Source organism: Corynebacterium jeikeium (assembly GCF_000738175.1).
GTDB lineage: Bacteria > Actinomycetota > Actinomycetes > Mycobacteriales > Mycobacteriaceae > Corynebacterium > Corynebacterium jeikeium_C.
Genome location: NZ_JFCH01000031.1, coordinates 1 through 16,342 on the forward strand (window position 1 = coordinate 1; position 16,342 = coordinate 16,342).

16 protein-coding genes are annotated in these 16,342 nt (G+C 61.1%); 12 read left to right on the top strand and 4 right to left on the bottom strand.

Annotated features, from left to right (window positions below):
- Positions 1–119 precede the first annotated feature (119 nt).
- A complete protein-coding gene (locus JQ46_RS05130; protein WP_192817224.1) occupies positions 120–1,358 on the top strand; it encodes an IS256-like element IS3506 family transposase in 1,239 nt (412 codons plus the stop codon).
- A gap of 177 nt (positions 1,359–1,535) precedes the next feature.
- Positions 1,536–1,979: a hypothetical protein gene (locus JQ46_RS05135; RefSeq protein ID WP_034966414.1), complete on the top strand. Its 444-nt coding sequence runs from the start codon at positions 1,536–1,538 to the stop codon at positions 1,977–1,979.
- A gap of 48 nt (positions 1,980–2,027) precedes the next feature.
- Here JQ46_RS05135 and JQ46_RS05140 read toward each other — a convergent pair whose 3' ends face one another.
- Both JQ46_RS05140 and JQ46_RS05145 read right to left on the bottom strand, forming a co-directional pair.
- Positions 2,028–2,537 carry a GNAT family N-acetyltransferase gene (locus JQ46_RS05140; RefSeq protein ID WP_034986089.1) on the bottom strand — a complete coding sequence of 170 codons (510 nt, stop codon included), beginning with the start codon at positions 2,535–2,537 and terminating at the stop codon, positions 2,028–2,030.
- A 103-nt stretch (positions 2,538–2,640) separates the two neighbouring features.
- Entirely contained in the window at positions 2,641–3,318 is a 678-nt protein-coding gene (locus JQ46_RS05145; RefSeq protein WP_011273051.1) for a L,D-transpeptidase, read from the bottom strand.
- Positions 3,319–3,557: 239 nt separating this feature from the next.
- Between JQ46_RS05145 and JQ46_RS05150 the strand changes: the two genes are divergently transcribed.
- Both JQ46_RS05150 and JQ46_RS05155 read left to right on the top strand, forming a co-directional pair.
- A complete protein-coding gene (locus tag JQ46_RS05150; protein ID WP_034986091.1) occupies positions 3,558–4,265 on the top strand; it encodes a response regulator transcription factor in 708 nt (235 codons plus the stop codon).
- A gap of 12 nt (positions 4,266–4,277) precedes the next feature.
- A complete protein-coding gene (locus JQ46_RS05155; protein ID WP_034986092.1) occupies positions 4,278–5,888 on the top strand; it encodes a sensor histidine kinase in 1,611 nt (536 codons plus the stop codon).
- A 24-nt stretch (positions 5,889–5,912) separates the two neighbouring features.
- Here the strand turns inward: JQ46_RS05155 and JQ46_RS05160 are convergent, their stop codons facing one another.
- On the bottom strand, positions 5,913–7,118 hold the full coding sequence (locus JQ46_RS05160) for an esterase/lipase family protein (protein ID WP_034986094.1): 1,206 nt from the start codon (positions 7,116–7,118) through the stop codon (positions 5,913–5,915).
- Positions 7,119–7,184: 66 nt separating this feature from the next.
- On the bottom strand, positions 7,185–7,622 hold the full coding sequence (locus JQ46_RS05165) for an HIT family protein (RefSeq protein WP_034986095.1): 438 nt from the start codon (positions 7,620–7,622) through the stop codon (positions 7,185–7,187).
- A gap of 65 nt (positions 7,623–7,687) precedes the next feature.
- On the opposite strand from JQ46_RS05165, the gene purD reads away from it, so the two are divergent.
- From purD to JQ46_RS05205, 8 genes are all read left to right on the top strand, one after another.
- The gene (gene purD, locus JQ46_RS05170; RefSeq protein ID WP_034986096.1) at positions 7,688–8,944 is read left to right on the top strand and encodes a phosphoribosylamine--glycine ligase; all 1,257 of its coding nucleotides are present in this window, start codon (positions 7,688–7,690) and stop codon (positions 8,942–8,944) included.
- Between the two features lie 86 nt (positions 8,945–9,030).
- Positions 9,031–10,395: a TrkH family potassium uptake protein gene (locus JQ46_RS05175; RefSeq protein ID WP_011273058.1), complete on the top strand. Its 1,365-nt coding sequence runs from the start codon at positions 9,031–9,033 to the stop codon at positions 10,393–10,395.
- Entirely contained in the window at positions 10,388–11,047 is a 660-nt protein-coding gene (locus tag JQ46_RS05180) for a potassium channel family protein (protein ID WP_011273059.1), read from the top strand. Before JQ46_RS05175 ends, JQ46_RS05180 begins: the two co-directional genes overlap by 8 nt.
- Before the next feature lie 29 nt (positions 11,048–11,076).
- Complete coding sequence (gene purB, locus JQ46_RS05185) at positions 11,077–12,507, top strand: adenylosuccinate lyase (protein WP_034986101.1); 1,431 nt, start codon at positions 11,077–11,079, stop codon at positions 12,505–12,507.
- A gap of 77 nt (positions 12,508–12,584) precedes the next feature.
- Positions 12,585–13,478 (top strand): phosphoribosylaminoimidazolesuccinocarboxamide synthase, encoded by an 894-nt coding sequence (locus tag JQ46_RS05190; protein WP_034986103.1) that lies wholly within the window; start codon positions 12,585–12,587, stop codon positions 13,476–13,478.
- Between the two features lie 266 nt (positions 13,479–13,744).
- Complete coding sequence (locus JQ46_RS05195) at positions 13,745–14,383, top strand: ABC transporter permease (RefSeq protein ID WP_034986106.1); 639 nt, start codon at positions 13,745–13,747, stop codon at positions 14,381–14,383.
- Positions 14,383–15,576, top strand: coding sequence for an ABC transporter ATP-binding protein (locus JQ46_RS05200; RefSeq protein WP_034986108.1), 1,194 nt, complete (start codon positions 14,383–14,385; stop codon positions 15,574–15,576). The genes JQ46_RS05195 and JQ46_RS05200 overlap by 1 nt, the downstream gene beginning before the upstream one ends.
- Positions 15,573–16,340, top strand: a complete 768-nt coding sequence (locus tag JQ46_RS05205) for an ABC transporter permease (protein WP_034986110.1) — start codon at positions 15,573–15,575, stop codon at positions 16,338–16,340. The genes JQ46_RS05200 and JQ46_RS05205 overlap by 4 nt, the downstream gene beginning before the upstream one ends.
- Positions 16,341–16,342: the final 2 nt, after the last annotated feature.

The following is a 16,342-nucleotide window of genomic DNA, read 5'->3' on the forward strand; positions in this document are numbered from 1 at the left end:
GGTTGCGTCCCTTAGTGTGGTGTAACGCTTGCTGATGGTGGGTCCCGGAAAGTAGTGGGCGGCCACCGCCAGTTAGCCTTTCGACTCAACTACCACATCTCACCGAAAGGCCTATGACGATGACCGCTGCACCGTATTCTATCGACCCGACAACCTATCTGGATGATTTGCTGGCCCAAGCGTCTCCGGATTTGATGCGCCAGATGCTGCAAGGGTTTATCAACCAGATCCTCTCCGCCCAGGCTGACACCGTCTGCGGCGCCGAATACGGAGTTGTATCCACCGAGCGGGTCAACCACCGCAACGGGTATCGCCACCGCGACCTTGACACCCGTGTCGGCACGATCGACGTGGCGGTGCCGAAACTGCGCCACGGCGCGTTCTTCCCAGACTGGCTGTTAGAGCGCCGCTCACGAGCAGAACGAGCCTTATCGACTGTGATCGCCACGTGCTACCTTAAAGGGGTTTCCACCCGCAGGATGAATGATCTGGTGGCTACGCTTGGGATTTCCAGCATGTCGAAATCGCAAGTCTCACGCATGTCAGAAGAACTCGACGACATGGTCGCAGACTTCAAAAACCGCCCACTAGACCCCGGCGGGTACGCCTTTTTATCGTGCGATGCGCTCACGATCAAAGTCCGTGAAGGCGGCCGGGTGGTCAAATGCTCAGTGCTGCTTGCCACCGGAGTCAACGCCGACGGGTATCGCGAAATGCTCGGCATGCACGTCGCCACCGCGGAATCCAACGCGTCGTGGAAAGGCTTCTTCCAGGACTTAAAAGCCCGCGGACTTACTGGGGTATTCCTTATCACAAGTGATGCCCACGAAGGCATCCAGCACGCCATTTCCGAAGTGCTGCCCAATGCGTCGTGGCAGCGGTGCCGCACCCATTTCGCGAAGAACCTCTACGAAAAGGTCCCGAAAACACAATGGCCGATGGTCTCTGCGATGTTCCAGACAATCTTCCAGCAACCTGACGCCACATCCACTTGGGCTCAAGCCCGCGAAGTTGTCGACCTACTGGAGCCGAAATTCCCTCACGTCGCGGCGTATTTGGAGGAATCACTCGATGAAGTACTGGCGTTTACCGCAGCGCCGAAACCAGTCTGGACGAAGGTGTGGTCAAACAACCCCACAGAACGGTTAAACCGTGAGATCCGCCGGCGCACCGACGTCGTCGGCATTTTCCCAAACCGTGAATCCATCATCCGGCTTGTCGGTGCGGTCCTAGCCGAGCAACACGACGACTGGATCCAACAAAAACGCTACATGTCACTGACCGCACTCGAACACACCAAGCACCTCATGCACCACCCAGGAGAACATCGTGACGACCACCACCAGCTAACCGCCTAACCAAGCCCCGAACTTCATATCGAGCCGAAAGCACAAACGGCTACACCACTACACCGGACTTGACCTTGGGAACAGCGCCTAGAAGAGTTACCGGTCGGCAAAGACGCTACCCCCGAGGACGAGAAACAGAGTCGTCTCGACCTGGTCGGGGATTTTCTGGACGAAATTATCCAGAGTTTGACCGATGAAATGGATGCCTGGGCTGGCATGGTCACCGATTTTGACCGACTGTATTGCTCGATTTTGGATATGCGTGCCGAAGGCGTAGACATCTGGGTGTTCGATGACTGGGGATCGGTAGACAGCGAAGATGAAGAAGTTGGCGTGGCGGTAATCCCCTTCGAGATCGCAGACGATCTTGATCTGCGGGAAGTGGTCATCGACTTCTATGTCCGGTCAGAAGCAGGTCAGGTAGCCGAAGCGGTGCAAATCATCGTCGAAACGCTGGAAAGCTACGGCTTGAACCCCGAGTGGGATGAGGATGCTACGGGTCCTGTCCGGGGGCCTATTTCAGTTCGAATGAACTGGCAGCCGCACAGCATCCTCAAAGAGGGCTGGGACGATATCTACGAAACCCCGGAGGAATACATAGCCAGCCTTGCTGTTCCGCTGAGCGAATAATCGTGGTGCCGTTGCAGCTCTGTCTCGGGGTCTGATTCGGCACTTTTTCTAGTCGAAAGTGTAAAGCATGACGTGCGCGTGCTCAGCCTCGTCCACACCTTTGTCGACGTAGCCGATTTTCTCGTAGACGTGCTTCGCGCGGTCGTTACCGAACACCACGCATAGGCTTACGCCCGGCTTGCCGTCGGCCTTCGCCTGATCCAGCACCGCCTGCATCAGCTTCGTGCCCAGTCCTTTGCCCGTGTTGCCGGGCGCCATCGCGATCGCTACTTCGGGGTATTCCTCGGACACGTAGCCGTAGCCGTGGTTGTCCGCCGAGGAGTCGAGCAGCCATGCGGCGCCGATGGCCTCGCCGTTTTCTTCGACGATGACGCCACCTTGTCCCTCAGTCCAGCCATCCACGTAGAAGACCGTGTCCTCGTCGAAGGTGTCCGAGTATTCCCTGTTCGGATCGCCCCAGGTATCAGTCTCAGCGTTCATCTTGTAGATGAATGGACGGTCGGCTTCGACCGCGCGACGGAAGGTGAACTGTTCAGGGGCATCTTTGTAAGAAGTCATAAGAATAAGCGTAGCGAAAGCAACCCCCAGGGCAAGCAGCTCGAGTGAGGTGCTTGCCCTGGGGGTCGGGGTGAACGGGGTGTTGAACCCTTGTGTCGTCGTCCTAGTAGATGTAGATCCGGTCGCCGACGTTCAGTGCATTGAAGAAGTTCTGGGCGTGTGGGGCAGCCAGGTGGATGCAGCCGTGGGACATCACGTTCGGGGAGCCCTGGTGGAAGGCGTGGCCGTTATTGGTGAAGTACACGGAGTAGGGCATCGGGGCGTTGCCGTAGGTGCGAGAAACCTCGTTCTTCACCTTGCGGGTGATCACGTGCCAGCCCTTCGGGGTCTCGTAGCCACGCTTGCCGCTGGAGATCTTCACCGGGCCGTAGCTGGTCTTGCCACCGCGCTGCAGCCAAGCGGTCTGGTTGCGCAGGTCAACACAGCCGCGAGCCTGGGCCGGGCAAGGATTGTTGCGCGGCGCTGGTGCGGGACGGTGCTTCGGAGCTGGACGCGGTGCGGGCTTGTTCGCGCGCTCGCGGGCGGCCAGGGCGCCGGGAGCGAAAAAGTTAGCTGCATCGTCGGCTGCACGGTTGATCTGGCCACGGACGGGCTCTGGAAGACCACGGGTGCTGTTGTGGACGTTGTCGCGGGCGCCCACCACGATGTTGTTGATGTCCTGCTGGGAGGAGCCCAGAGGAGCTGCGGATGCGGCGCCGGTGCCCAGGGAGGCAGCCATCATGGTTGCGAGACCTGCAGCAGCGAGGCCGCGGCGGAGAGAGCGAGAGTTGGATTTCGTCATGGGGCTAGCTTATCGGGTCTTATCGGGAATTTGTGCACTGAATCACGGGTTAATTCTAAGTTTCTCTCCAGCACCCTTGCTGCTTTCGAAGACAGTTGAGTTGGCGTTTGTAGGCAGGAAGCGCTTCTCGAGGGGATTTCGTAGGGGAAGGACGAGATGGGGAAGCTACTAGAAGGTTCACAGCAAGCATCCAGCTATCATGCAGTTAGACGCTAATTCTCTGCAGCACAATAAGGTTCATGACAATGCCAAACGCCCAGCCGGTGAAGGTCCTCGTCGTCGACGACGAGGCCAATATTTCTGACCTCCTCAAGGTAAGCCTGAAGTTTCAGGGGTTTGATGTGGAAACGGCCGACAACGGCCAAGACGCACTGGCGCTGGCGGAAACCTACCAACCGGACGCCTTCATCCTGGACGTCATGATGCCTGGCATGGACGGCTTCACCCTGCTCAACAAGCTTCGCGCCGCAGGCCACGATGCCCCGGCACTGTTCCTTACCGCCAAGGACGGCGTGGAGGACCGAATCCACGGTCTTACCATCGGCGCCGATGATTATGTGACCAAGCCGTTCAGCCTGGAAGAGGTCATCACCCGTCTGCGTGTGATCCTGCGCCGGGTGTCCTCCGAGGAAGAGCAGGAATCCAGCCTGATCACCTACGAGGACATCACGCTGGATGACGACATGCACGAGGTCACAAAGGCCGGCGAGATCGTCGACCTATCGCCCACAGAATTCAAGCTGCTGCGCTACCTACTGGTCAACGCGGAGGTTGTGCTGAGCAAGGCGAAGATCCTGGATCACGTGTGGAACTACGACTTCGGCGGCGACGGCAACGTCGTGGAATCCTACGTCTCCTACCTGCGCCGCAAGATCGACAAGGAAGAGCCCCACCTCATCCAGACTGTTCGCGGTGTGGGTTACGTATTGCGCAAGCCCCGCACCTAAAACCTGATTCCTATGTCCAACGCTGAAAACACCGGCGCGCCCGGGGCTGCCGGGTCTGCCGGGCCTGCTGTGTCTGCTGCGCCTGCTGTAGGCTCCGCCGTCCCCGTCCGTTCCGGCCATCCTGGGCATTTTCTGTCTCACTATCCGCTGCGCATCTCCCTGGTCGTGGTGATCGCGGTGCTGGTCGCTATGGGGCTAACGGTCTCCGGTGTTTCCGTGACGACCACCCTGCAGCGTTTCCTCATTCAAAGGGTTGACGAGCAGCTGGATCAGGCGACCAACGGTTGGGCTCACCGGTCCGGCCTCGCCGACGGCAATTCCGAAGATCAGAGCGCGCCGAGCGGGAGCGACAGCACCGCTTTGGGGTCGGAAGGCTTCGGTGTGCTGAACCTCCAGCAGCCGCCGAACCCCGTCACCGGTGTTACCCGCCCACCCAGCGATTTCTATATTCTGGTGGTCGACGACCAAGTCTCCTATGAGTACTTCAACTCCCCGTTGAAGGCTCGCCCCGAGATCCGCGGTCTGGGGCAGCCCACCATGCCCGTGACCGTCGGCTCGCGCGAGGACTCCGGCACGCAAATCAGCTGGCGCGCCACCAGTTTCCGCAATGACGACGGCACCATCACCATCGTCGCCCTACCTCTGGCCGAAGAAGAGCACATTGTTTCCCGCCTCGTGCTGTTGCAGGCAGTGATCGGCCTGACGGTCGTCGCGTTCGTCATCTTGGCATCGATGTATCTGGTGCGCCGCGCTTTGCGTCCACTGAACGAGGTGGAACTGACGGCGTCAAAAATTTCGAACGGCGACCTCGGGCAGCGCGTGCCGAACTGGCGGCCCAACACAGAGGTCGGGCGGCTCTCGCAGGCGCTCAACAAGATGCTCGCGCAGATCCAAGCGGCGTTCGTGGCCATTGGCGCTTCGGAAAGGCAGGCACGCCGCTCCGAGGCATCGATGCGCCGCTTCATCGGGGATGCTTCGCACGAGCTGCGTACGCCGTTGACCTCGGTACGCGGCTACGCGGAGCTGTACCAATCGGGTGCTACTGATGACGCCCCCATGGTCATCGACCGTATTTCCGAAGAGGCGGGCCGCATGAGTCTGCTGGTCGAAGACCTCCTCGCGCTGGTCCGCATGGACGAAGGCCGACCGCTGGCGAAGAACCGCGTGGACATGCTGGAACTGGTGCTGGAAACCGCGGAGTCGGCGCGCGCGGGCTTCCCGAACCGCACGGTGCAGGTCGTCAACGAAACCGGGGATGTGCCGATCGTCATCGGCGACGTGAACCGCCTGCACCAGGTGCTGGGCAACCTGGTGACCAATGCGTTGCGGCACGCGGGCGAAGACGCAGAGGTGAAGCTACGCCTGGATAAGCGCGACGGCAATGTGATCGTGGACGTGGAGGACAACGGCCAGGGCATCCCGGCTGAAGACGTGCCACACCTGTTTGAAAGGTTCTACCGCCCGGACGTTTCGCGCTCCCGCGCTTCGGGCGGATCGGGGCTGGGGCTGTCGATCGTCAAGGGGCTGGTGGAGGTCCACGGCGGCACGGTCACCGTAGACAGTGAAGAAGGCAAGGGCACGCGCTTCCGGATCCAGCTGCCCGAGGCCCCCGAGGCGGAATAGCATCCCGCGGGGTATGCGGGGTGCTTAGACCTCCGTATCGCCTTCCTCCAAGCCATCGAGGAGCGCCAAGTGGACGATGTCCTGTACGTCCGGGTTCGTCGGCAGCTCCTCGTGCTTGCACTTGGATACGCCCAGATCCTGGAGGAAGTAGTTCGTGATGATGGCCTCGCCTGTGTCATTCGAATGGCCATCCTCGAGCTGGAACGTGGAGTGTTCGCTGGGGATCGTGGGCTGCCGGTCACCCAAGAAGGCGTTTTCGTGGGGCACCACGGTGGCATCGTTGCGGGTGGCGTAGCAGGTGTAGCGAATGTGGTTGCGGGTTTCAGGGGAGGCTGCCAGGGTTTCCATCAGCGGCGAACCGATGACCTGCTGCATGCCCGCTGCGCCGAAGACCCGGCGAATGGTGGCGGCTGCCACGCGCTGGCTCATGTCCGTGGTGAACATACCGCCCAACATGCCCATGAGCGTGGTGCCCTGGTGCGGCGCCCCGAGCGTGATGAGGTGGTGGACGTAATCCTCGCCGCCGAGCTCGTTGATCCAATAGCGAGCCAGCAGCCCACCCTGGGAATGCCCCACGATATCCACCGCCTCCGCGCCCGTGGCAGCCAGCACTTGTTCGATGTAAGCGCCGATGTCCTGGGCGGAGGTCGGAATGTCCTGCGTGCCGTGCACGCCATAGTCCGGGCTGAACACCACAAAATCGTCGTCCCGCAAGCGCAGAACCAGGTTCTGCCATACGTTCTTCGAGCTGATCGTCCCGTGGATTAGGATCACTGGGTATGGCCGGTCGATGGTGGGGCGAGCCTGCCAGAGATCATCAGCGTAACCGGGGGAGACTTGGCGGGCGCCCAGTGGTGGGTCGGGAATGGCGCCCTGCAGCTGCGGTAGCTGCGGGCGGGTCATGCGCCCCGGGATGTCCCAGAGGAAGCGCCCGGTGTTGGAAATACTGCTGGCCATGCCGCTGCCAAGGCGGCTAAGCCAGCTGCGGACATCGGGCTCGGCGCCGATGACGTCGCCCGCGTTGGCGGGATCGTAATCATCGTCCGAGGAGCCACTGCGATAGTTGCCGTAGCCGTCGTAGCTATCGAAGCTATCGGGGTCCTCGAAGCTCTCTGCCACGGCTGCACTCGCCGGGGGATCGACCTCGGCTAGTTCCTCTAGGTCGAGTTCTGGGTCGAGCTCTGGGGAGACCTCGGGGTCAACCGCGTTGTCGTTGTTGTCGTTTTCCACTGGTTATCCACCGCAATGACAATGAAACGAAAGAAGGGGGGGGCTGGGCTCTAAACTTTCAAGCCTTTAAGCGGAAGGGATCTTCGCCTCGTCTACACCCTGAGCCTGCAGCGCTTGGCGGATCTTGGCCGCCGACTCATCCATCTTCTCTGGATCCGTCTCGTCCATCCGCATCACGTTCTGCAGGCTGTAACCGGACATGTCGGAAGCCGGGAAAATGTGGATGTGGGCGTGTGGCACCTCGAATCCAGCGATCAGGTAGCCGGCGCGGGGGGCGTCAAAAGCCTCGACGATGGCCTTGCCCACCAGTTGCGCGACCTCGTTGCAGTGAGCCCACGTCGCCGCATCCATATCGGTCCAGCGATCGACCTCCTCGATCGGCACGACCAGCGTGTGGCCGTATGCCGCGGGTTCGATGGTCAAAAACGCCGCCGCGGTTTCGTCGCGGTAGACGATGCGCCCGGGGATCTCGCCGTTCAGGATTTTCGTGAATACCGTAGCCATGCTGCCGATGTTAGCGCGTTAAACGTATCTGGTGGCGGGGGTTAGCTTCGCTAGACTGGGGAACTATGCGCATTCTTGTTATCGGCAGCGGTGCCCGCGAGCACGCACTGGCTTATTCTCTGTCCCTGGATCCCTCCGTCGAACAGGTCCACGTCAGCCCGGGTAACGCCGGCATGACGGCCGTGGCCACCCTGCACCCGGACGGCGATCCGGTGGCCCTGGCCCGCAAGATCGAGGCGAACCTGGTGATTATCGGCCCCGAGATCCCACTGGTCGCCGGTGTTGCCGACGAGCTGCGCGCGGCAGGCTTTGCCGTATTCGGCCCGTCGGCCGCCGCCGCACAGATCGAGGGCTCGAAGGCCTTTGCGAAGGACATCATGGCCAAGGCGCAGGTCCGTACCGCCGATGCCGTCGCTGTTCCTGTCGGGTCGAGCGATTCTTTTATTGACGCCACCCTCGACAAGTTCGGCCCAACCTACGTTGTCAAGGACGATGGGCTGGCCGGCGGCAAGGGTGTCGTGGTCACGGCCGACCGCGCAGAAGCTCTGGAGCACATTCATGCCGTGCACGCAGGCGGCAACCCGGTGCTTCTGGAAAGCTTCCTGGACGGCCCCGAGGTTTCCCTGTTCTGCCTGGTGGATGGCGAGACCGTGGTGCCGCTGCTGCCTGCACAGGATTTCAAGCGAGTGGGGGATAACGACGAAGGCCCGAACACCGGCGGCATGGGCGCCTACACCCCGCTGCCGTGGCTGCCGGAAGACGGCGTGCAGCGCATCGTGACCGAGGTCGTGGAGCCGGTGGCCAAGCAGATGGTCGCCGAGGGTGTGCCCTTCAACGGCCTGCTGTACGCAGGTCTGGCGTGGGGTAGCGAAGGTCCTGCTGTGGTGGAGTTCAACTGCCGCTTCGGCGACCCGGAGACTCAGCCCGTGCTGCGTTTGCTGAAGACCCCGCTGGGTGGAGTGCTGAATGCTGTGGCGACCGGCAACCTGGACCAGTTGCCGCCGTTGGAGTGGGAGGACGGCTACGCACTGACCGTCGTGCTGGCCGCCGAGAACTATCCGGCCAGCCCGGTTACCGGCAAGCCGATTGTCGGGGCGGAGCCGGGCAACGAATCCCGGGGCATCTTGGCTGCGGGCGTGGCAGAGCAGAATGGTCAGCTGGTGAGCTCCGGCGGCCGCGTGCTGAACGTCATCGGCACCGGCGCCACCCTGGCGGAGGCACGCAAGCAGGCCTATGAGACCCTGCAGGGCATCCAGCTGGAAGGTTCGCACTACCGCTCCGATATCGCTCTTCCCGCAGTTGAGGGCCGCATTTCCATCTAGTGCCCGAACGCTGTTTTGGCAGTATTTGGGTGTAAAGATTGCATAAGGGTTTCGCACTGGGTGCAATGGGTTTAAGGTAACCTTTTGTGATTGCACACCCAGGCGAAAATCGCCGACGGGACTGGCAAGGCTTCAGTCCCGCGCAGCTGGTCTCCGTCAGTTTCCTGCTGCTTATCCTCGCGGGCACAGCGCTGTTGCTGCTGCCCATATCCCGCAGCGGGCCGGAGAGCCCGGAGTTCACCACCGCTCTTTTCACCGCCACGTCGGCCACCTGCCTGACCGGTCTCACCGTCGTGGACACCGCGACCTACTGGTCCCATTTCGGGCAGGTCGTCATCATGCTGCTGATCCAGGTCGGAGGCCTCGGCATCATGACACTCGCCACGGTGGTGAGCTTCGTTTTGGCTGGACAGATGGGCGTCAAAGGGCGCCTGCGTGCCGCCGCGGAACAACGCGGAAGGAACCTGGGCGAAATCCGCACCATCATCTTCGGCACCATCGGCTTCTCCCTGGCCACTGAGCTGGTGATAGCCATTGTGCTGACCTTCCGCTTTGCCTCTGGCTATGGCTACGGCTTCCTGCCGGCGGTGTGGGAGGGTACGTTCCACGCGATCTCCGCGTTCAACAACGCTGGCTTCGGCCTGCGCTCCGACAACCTCATGCCCTATGTCAACGACGCGGGCATCATACTGCCCATCGCCGCTGGCATCGTCATCGGCGGCCTGGGTTTCCCCGTGTTGCTGGAACTGCGGGCGCGGTGGCGTTCGAAGGTGAAGCACCCGCCATCACTGACCTTGATCTTCACGCTCACCGGCACCGCGATCCTGCTGCTGGTGGGTACGGTCGGCTTCGCGCTGATGGAGTGGACCAACGCCCTGCGCGACCTCACGCCGCTATCGGCGCTGCAGGCGGCGTTCTTCCACTCCGTTTCCTCCCGCACGGCCGGCTTCAACTCGGTGGATCTGACGGAGCTGCGTCCATCCTCGCTGATGCTGACGGATTTCCTGATGTTCATCGGCGGCGGCTCGGGCGGCACTGCGGGCGGTGTGAAGGTGACGACCGCCGCAGTGCTGGTGGCTGTGTTGATCGCGGAGGTGCGCGGCGACGAGCAGCTCCTGGTCACCGGCCGGCGCATTCCGAGCCGCATCGTGCGCCAAGCCATGGCGGTATTCATGATGGCCTTCCTAGTGGTCGGAGTATCCATCATGGCGCTGCAACTTTTGCTGCCACAGTACGACTCCCACCAGATCACCTTCGAGACCATCTCCGCTTTCGCCACCGTGGGTCTGACCACCGGCATCACCCCGGAGCTGCCGGACTTCGCCCGCATATGGCTGGTCGTGCTGATGTACCTCGGACGCATTGGGCCCATCACCGTGGTCGCGGCTCTGGCCGCCCGCACTAACCAACGCCTCTATTCCTACCCAGTAGAAAGGCCGTTCATTGGCTAAGTTCTTTTCCCGCCCCGCTAACCCTCCCGTCGTCATCATCGGCCTGGGCCGCTTCGGCATGGCCCTCGGCGAAGAACTCGTGCAGTCCGGCGTGGAGGTGCTGGGTATCGACGTGGACGAAGCTGTGGTGACGAAAGCCGCCCCGCTGCTGACACACGCGGTCATCGCCGAGACCACCGATCAGGATGCGCTGCGCCAGCTCGGGGTGCAGGATGCCCACCGTGTTGTAATCGGCATCGGTTCAGACATGGGGGCGTCACTACTTACGGCTTCCGCCGTGATGGACCTCGGGGTGCCCAACGTCTGGGCGAAGGCAGACAACCAGCAACACGCGAAGATCCTGACGCAGATAGGTGTGCACCACGTCGTGCGCCCCGAAAGGGATACCGGGCGGCGCGTGGCGCACCTGATCGCAGGCCACGTGCAGGAATACATCGAGTTCGACCGCGACTTTGCGATGGCCAAGCTGGCGCCGCCACTGCACATGCACGGTCGCAAGGTGGAGGAGACACCGCAGGGGATCGCTATCGTCGCGGTGCGTTCGGCGGACGGGCACTTTTCTACTCCGCCGGCGGGGTATGTGATTCGCTCCGGCGACCTGGTGATTGCCGCGGGGCGGATCAAGGACCTGGATAAGTTTGCGGATTCCTAAAAGCCAGCGGTACGCATAAACTCGGGGACGTGCCTGCTAAGAAAAATATTTCCAACGTCCTTGCCAACCGCTACGCCTCCCCGGAGATGACCGCCATTTGGTCCCCGGAGGACAAGATCATCATGGAGCGCAAGCTCTGGATCTCCGTCATGAAGGCTCAAGCTGACCTCGGGGTCGATGTCCCGGCCGAGGCTATCGAGGCCTACGAGAAGGTCATCGAGAACGTAGACCTTGCATCCATCGCCGAACGCGAAAAAGTCACCCGCCACGACGTGAAGGCCCGCATCGAGGAATTCAACGCGCTGGCCGGCCAGGAACACATCCACAAGGGCATGACCTCCCGCGACTTGACGGAGAATGTGGAACAGCTGCAGATCTTCAGCTCCCTGCAGCTGGCCCGCGACAAGGCAGTTGCCGTCCTGGCCCGCATCGGCCGCCGCGCGGCGGAGAACCAGTCGCTGGTGATGGCTGGGCGCTCCCACAACGTGGCCGCCCAGGCAACGACCTTGGGCAAGCGCTTTGCCTCCGCCGCCGATGAGCTGCTGGTGGGGCTCGAGCGCATCGAGGACCTGCTGGGCCGCTACCCGCTGCGTGGTATCAAGGGGCCGATGGGAACCAGCCAGGACATGCTGGACCTGGTGGGCGGCGACGAGTCCAAGCTGGCGGCGCTGGAAAGCACCATCGCCGAGAACCTAGGCTTCTCCCGCGTATTCGATTCCGTTGGCCAGGTTTACCCGCGCAGCCTGGACATGGACGCGCTGAGCGCCCTGGCTCAGATCGGCGCCGCCCTGTCCTCGCTGTCGATGACGATTCGTCTGATGGCGGGTAACGAGACCGTCACGGAGGGCTTCAAGGAAGGCCAGGTCGGTTCCTCCGCCATGCCGCACAAGATGAACGCCCGCTCCTGCGAGCGCGTGGGCGGCATGCAGGTTCTGCTGCGCGGCTATCTAACCATGGCCGCCGACTTGGCCGGCGCGCAGTGGAACGAGGGCGACGTGTTCTGCTCTGTGGTTCGTCGCGTTGCTCTTCCGGACGCCTTCTTTACCTTCGACGGCATGTGTGAGACCTTCCTGACCGTCTTGGACGAGTTCGGGGTTTTCCCGGCGATGATCGACCGAGAGCTGGAGCGCTACCTGCCGTTCCTGGCCACCACGCGCATCCTGATGGCGGCCGTGCGCGCCGGGGTCGGCCGCGAGACGGCCCACGAGTTGATCAAGGAGCACGCCGTGGCGGTGGCGCTGAACATGCGCGAGAACGGCGGCGACCAGGATCTGGTGCAGCGCCTCGCGGGCGACGACCGCTTCCCGCTGGACGAGCCGCAGCTGGAGGAGGCACTGGCGGATCGCCACGCATTCATCGGCGCGGCCGAATCTCAAGTATCCCGCGTTCTGGCGCGCATCGAGGAAGTTAAGAATCGTCACCCAGAGGCCGCTGCTTACACGCCGGGCGAGATCCTTTAGCTGCGCAAACGCCGAAGATTCGCACAGTTCCGGCCACAAATAGTCAAATGCCTGGTACAGGGCTACACTGTCTACTCATGCGTCCAGAATTGTGCGAGTACGAGCACCATTCCGCAGGTAAAGTGCGGGAGATCTATGAGGTCGACGAAGACAACCTGCTGATGGTTGTCAGCGACCGGATCAGTGCCTACGACTACGTCCTTGATACCGAGATCCCAGACAAGGGTCGGGTGCTCACTGCCGTGAGCGCTTTTTTCTTTGACGAGATTGATTTCCCAAACCACCTAGCCGGTGCGATGGATGACGAGCGGATCCCCGAGTACGTCCTCGGCCGCGCCATGCTGTGCAAGAAGCTGGATATGATCCCCTTCGAGTGCGTGGCCCGCGGCTACCTGACCGGCTCTGGCCTGAAGGAGTACCAGGAAACCGGCAGCGTGTGCGGCGTGGAGCTGCCCGAGGGGCTCGTGGAGGCTTCCCGCCTGCCGGAGCCGATCTTCACCCCGGCCACTAAGGCGGAACTGGGCGACCACGACGAGAACGTGAGCTTCGACGTGGTCGTCGAGGCGCTGGGGGAGGAGCGCGCCAACGAGCTGCGCGAGGCCACCCTCTCGATCTACAAGAAGGCCGCCGCCATCGCCGAGGAGCGCGGCCTGATTCTGGCCGACACCAAGTTCGAGTTCGGCCTGGATGCCGACGGCACCCTGGTGCTGGCCGACGAGGTGCTGACCCCGGACTCTTCCCGCTACTGGCCCGCCGAGGGCTACGAGGAGGGCAAGGTGCAGCCCAGCTTCGATAAGCAGTATGTGCGCAACTGGCTAACCGGTCCGAAGTCCGGCTGGGACAAGTCCGAGGGCACGCCCCCGCCGCCGCTGCCGGGCTCCGTGGTGGAGGCCACCCGCTCCCGCTACATCGAGGCCTACGAGAAACTCTCCGGCAAGCGCTTCTCCGACTGGATCGGCCAGTGCGTCTAATCACCTATAGAGTCGTTCGAGTTCGGCCTCGCCTTTAGATCTAGCCCCCACGAACGTGGGGGCTTTCTTCTGTCTAGTGGTCATTTGAGCCTTTTTTAAACCCGTTTGCCCTGCATACGGGGCTGTTCTGGACTAGTGTGACGAACACAGGCGCCTTAGCCCTCCGGCGGCAAAGGGGCATTTTTCGTTTCTGCTGCGTCGCCGTGCAAAGTCGCAAGCCCGTGGCGTAGAGGGCTGGACAGTGGCGCCCTCATCGAGAGACTTCTATGGTTGAATTCATCTCCAGTCGCTGGACGGATATTCTGTTCAAGGCTTATCAACATGCCAGTTTGGTGATTCAGTCTGTAGCTATCGCAACCATCATCGCTTTAGCCGTTGCTGTTCTGGTCACCCGCTATTCCAAACTCGCACCATTCGCCAACGCATTTTCGGCGATTGGCCTAACGCTTCCCTCTTTTGCTCTGCTGGGTCTTTTGATCCCTCTGATGGGCATTGGCACCATGCCCGCGGTAATTGCCGTTGTGTTTTACGCAGTGCTGCCGATTTTGCGTAACGCAGTCGTGGGCCTTCAAGCAGTAGACCTGGTGTTGGTTGAATCTGCCCGTGGGCAGGGAATGGGCGCTCTGGGGACTTTCTTCAAAGTCGAGTTTCCCCTGGCTTGGCCCGTAATTATGACGGGCATTCGAGTATCTACTCAGATGTCCATGGGTGTGGCCGCCATCGCCGCCTATGTTCTGGGCCCCGGCTTCGGAAGCTACATTTTCCGCGGCCTTGCCCAAGCGGGTGGTCAAAATGCCATGTACTACGCGATTGTCGGCACCGTGGGTGTGGTCATCGTTGCACTGATTGTCGATGCGGCACTAGTACTGCTCGGCCGGGTCACGACTTCGAAGGGAATTCGCTAATGTCCGATTCAAATCCTGTCCAGAACACTAATAGTCCACGCATCAACACTGCGACCGGTGTGACGCTCGAATTCAAGGACATTGTCAAGCAATACCCCGGGCAGAAAGCTCCTGCGGTAAAGAAGCTTAATTTGAAAATCAATGCAGGCGAGTCCGTCATGTTTGTCGGCCCCTCTGGCTGCGGCAAGACTACTTCTCTGAAGATGATCAACCGCCTCATCGAGCCCACCAGTGGGCAGATCCTCATCGACGGCAAAAATGTAGTGGACAGTAACGTCTCGGAGCTTCGCCGCTCTATCGGTTATGTCATTCAGGGAGGTAGCCTGCTGCCTCACCTTACCGTGGCCCAGAACGTCGCGATCGTCCCCAAGCTGCTCAAATGGGACAAGAAACGCATAGCTGCTCGCTGCGACGAGCTATTGGAGATGGTCGGACTTAACCCGAACCTATACCGCGACCGCTATCCGCGTGAGCTTTCGGGCGGCCAGCAGCAGCGTGTGGGCGTTGCGAGAGGTCTGGCCGCTGACCCGCCGGTGCTTCTTATGGATGAGCCGTTTGGTGCAGTGGATCCCATCACCCGCCAGCGCTTGCAGGACGAACTTTTGAGCATTCAAGACGAGCTGCGTAAGACCATCGTCTGCGTTACCCACGACATCGATGAGGCCATCAAACTGGGCGATCGAATTGTCATCTTCCGAGAACAAGCTGAAATTGCCCAGTTCGACACTCCGGAAGCAATCCTGTCCGACCCCGCTGATGATTACGTCGCGGACTTCGTTGGTTCTGGTTCGAAGTTGAAGCAGCTATCGCTGTTGCGTGTTGACGATGTGGGGCTTAGTGACGCCCCCACATGCCGCGTAGGTGAGGCCGTCAGTGAAGTAGTCGAGAAAGTCGAAGCGCAGGGAGAGGACCATGTGGTGATTCTGGATGATCAGAACCGACCACAGGAGTGGCTGTTTTTGCGGACGCTGAAGCACCACGACAAGGTTCCGGCAGCTACCCACGAATTGGAGACAGTAATCGATCGCCGCTCCACCTTGAACAACGCTTTGGATACCATGCTGATGTCCAGCCACGGCGGGGCGATGGTTACGGAGCGTGGCCGGTACGTGGGCGTGATTCGCTATGACGATGTGACGGACTATGTCCGAGCGACCCGCGAGGAAACGCGTGGGGTGGGGGAGGGCGCATGAGTACCCCACAGAAAAGCACAGTAAAGCGCGTTATCTCCGCAGAGGACAAGATTCTGCTCATCGGCCTGCCTATCATCGTCGCTGCCGGATTGATCGGTTGGGCAATTTGGCGAAATACCGCTGACTTGGGTGACGTGGAAGAGCGGCAGCTGGCATGGGGAACTGTGCTGGAGCTAACTCGCCAGCATCTCCTGCTCGTTGCCATCTGCGCGGTGATTGTTCTGGTGCTGGCCATCCCCGCGGGGATTCTTTTCACCCGTCCGAAGCTGCAATTCTTGGCACCGATCGTCACTGGAATTGCCAACGCGGGGCAGTCCGCCCCAGTCATCGGTGTGATTGTGCTGTTGGCTATGTGGATCGCTTTCGGTATCCCCGTCGCAGTCCTCTCGCTTTCTCTTTATGCCTTCCTGCCCGTGTTGTCTAACACTATCGCTGGACTCCGCGGGGTCGACCCCACTCTGATCGAATCCGCCCGCGGAATGGGAATGACCAATTGGCAAGTCTTGCGACAGGTTGAGCTGCCTTTGGCGTTGCCGATCATCATGACGGGCGTGCGAACTGCACTGGTGTTGCTTGCAGGTACAGCGTCCTTCGCCACGTTCATTGATGCTGGCGGGTTGGGCGCGCTGATTCAGACGGGTATTACCCTGTATCGCTTCCGCATTCTCGTGTCCGGCGCACTTCTCATTGCCTTGTTGGCACTGGTAGTGGAGTGGTTGGGACGCCTAGCAGAGGTTTATCTCAAGCCGAAGGGGCTGGAATAGAA

Excerpts from the sequence above, each read along its gene's own strand:
- JQ46_RS05130 (WP_192817224.1), top strand. The coding sequence starts at position 120 with ATGACCGCTGCACCGTATTCTATCGACCCGACAACCTATCTGGATGAT.
- JQ46_RS05140 (WP_034986089.1), bottom strand. The coding sequence starts at position 2,537 with ATGACTTCTTACAAAGATGCCCCTGAACAGTTCACCTTCCGTCGCGCG.
- JQ46_RS05145 (WP_011273051.1), bottom strand. The coding sequence starts at position 3,318 with ATGACGAAATCCAACTCTCGCTCTCTCCGCCGCGGCCTCGCTGCTGCA.
- JQ46_RS05150 (WP_034986091.1), top strand. The coding sequence starts at position 3,558 with ATGACAATGCCAAACGCCCAGCCGGTGAAGGTCCTCGTCGTCGACGAC.
- JQ46_RS05155 (WP_034986092.1), top strand. The coding sequence starts at position 4,278 with ATGTCCAACGCTGAAAACACCGGCGCGCCCGGGGCTGCCGGGTCTGCC.
- JQ46_RS05165 (WP_034986095.1), bottom strand. The coding sequence starts at position 7,622 with ATGGCTACGGTATTCACGAAAATCCTGAACGGCGAGATCCCCGGGCGC.
- purD (WP_034986096.1), top strand. The coding sequence starts at position 7,688 with ATGCGCATTCTTGTTATCGGCAGCGGTGCCCGCGAGCACGCACTGGCT.
- JQ46_RS05190 (WP_034986103.1), top strand. The coding sequence starts at position 12,585 with ATGCGTCCAGAATTGTGCGAGTACGAGCACCATTCCGCAGGTAAAGTG.
- JQ46_RS05195 (WP_034986106.1), top strand. The coding sequence starts at position 13,745 with ATGGTTGAATTCATCTCCAGTCGCTGGACGGATATTCTGTTCAAGGCT.
- JQ46_RS05200 (WP_034986108.1), top strand. The coding sequence starts at position 14,383 with ATGTCCGATTCAAATCCTGTCCAGAACACTAATAGTCCACGCATCAAC.
- JQ46_RS05205 (WP_034986110.1), top strand. The coding sequence starts at position 15,573 with ATGAGTACCCCACAGAAAAGCACAGTAAAGCGCGTTATCTCCGCAGAG.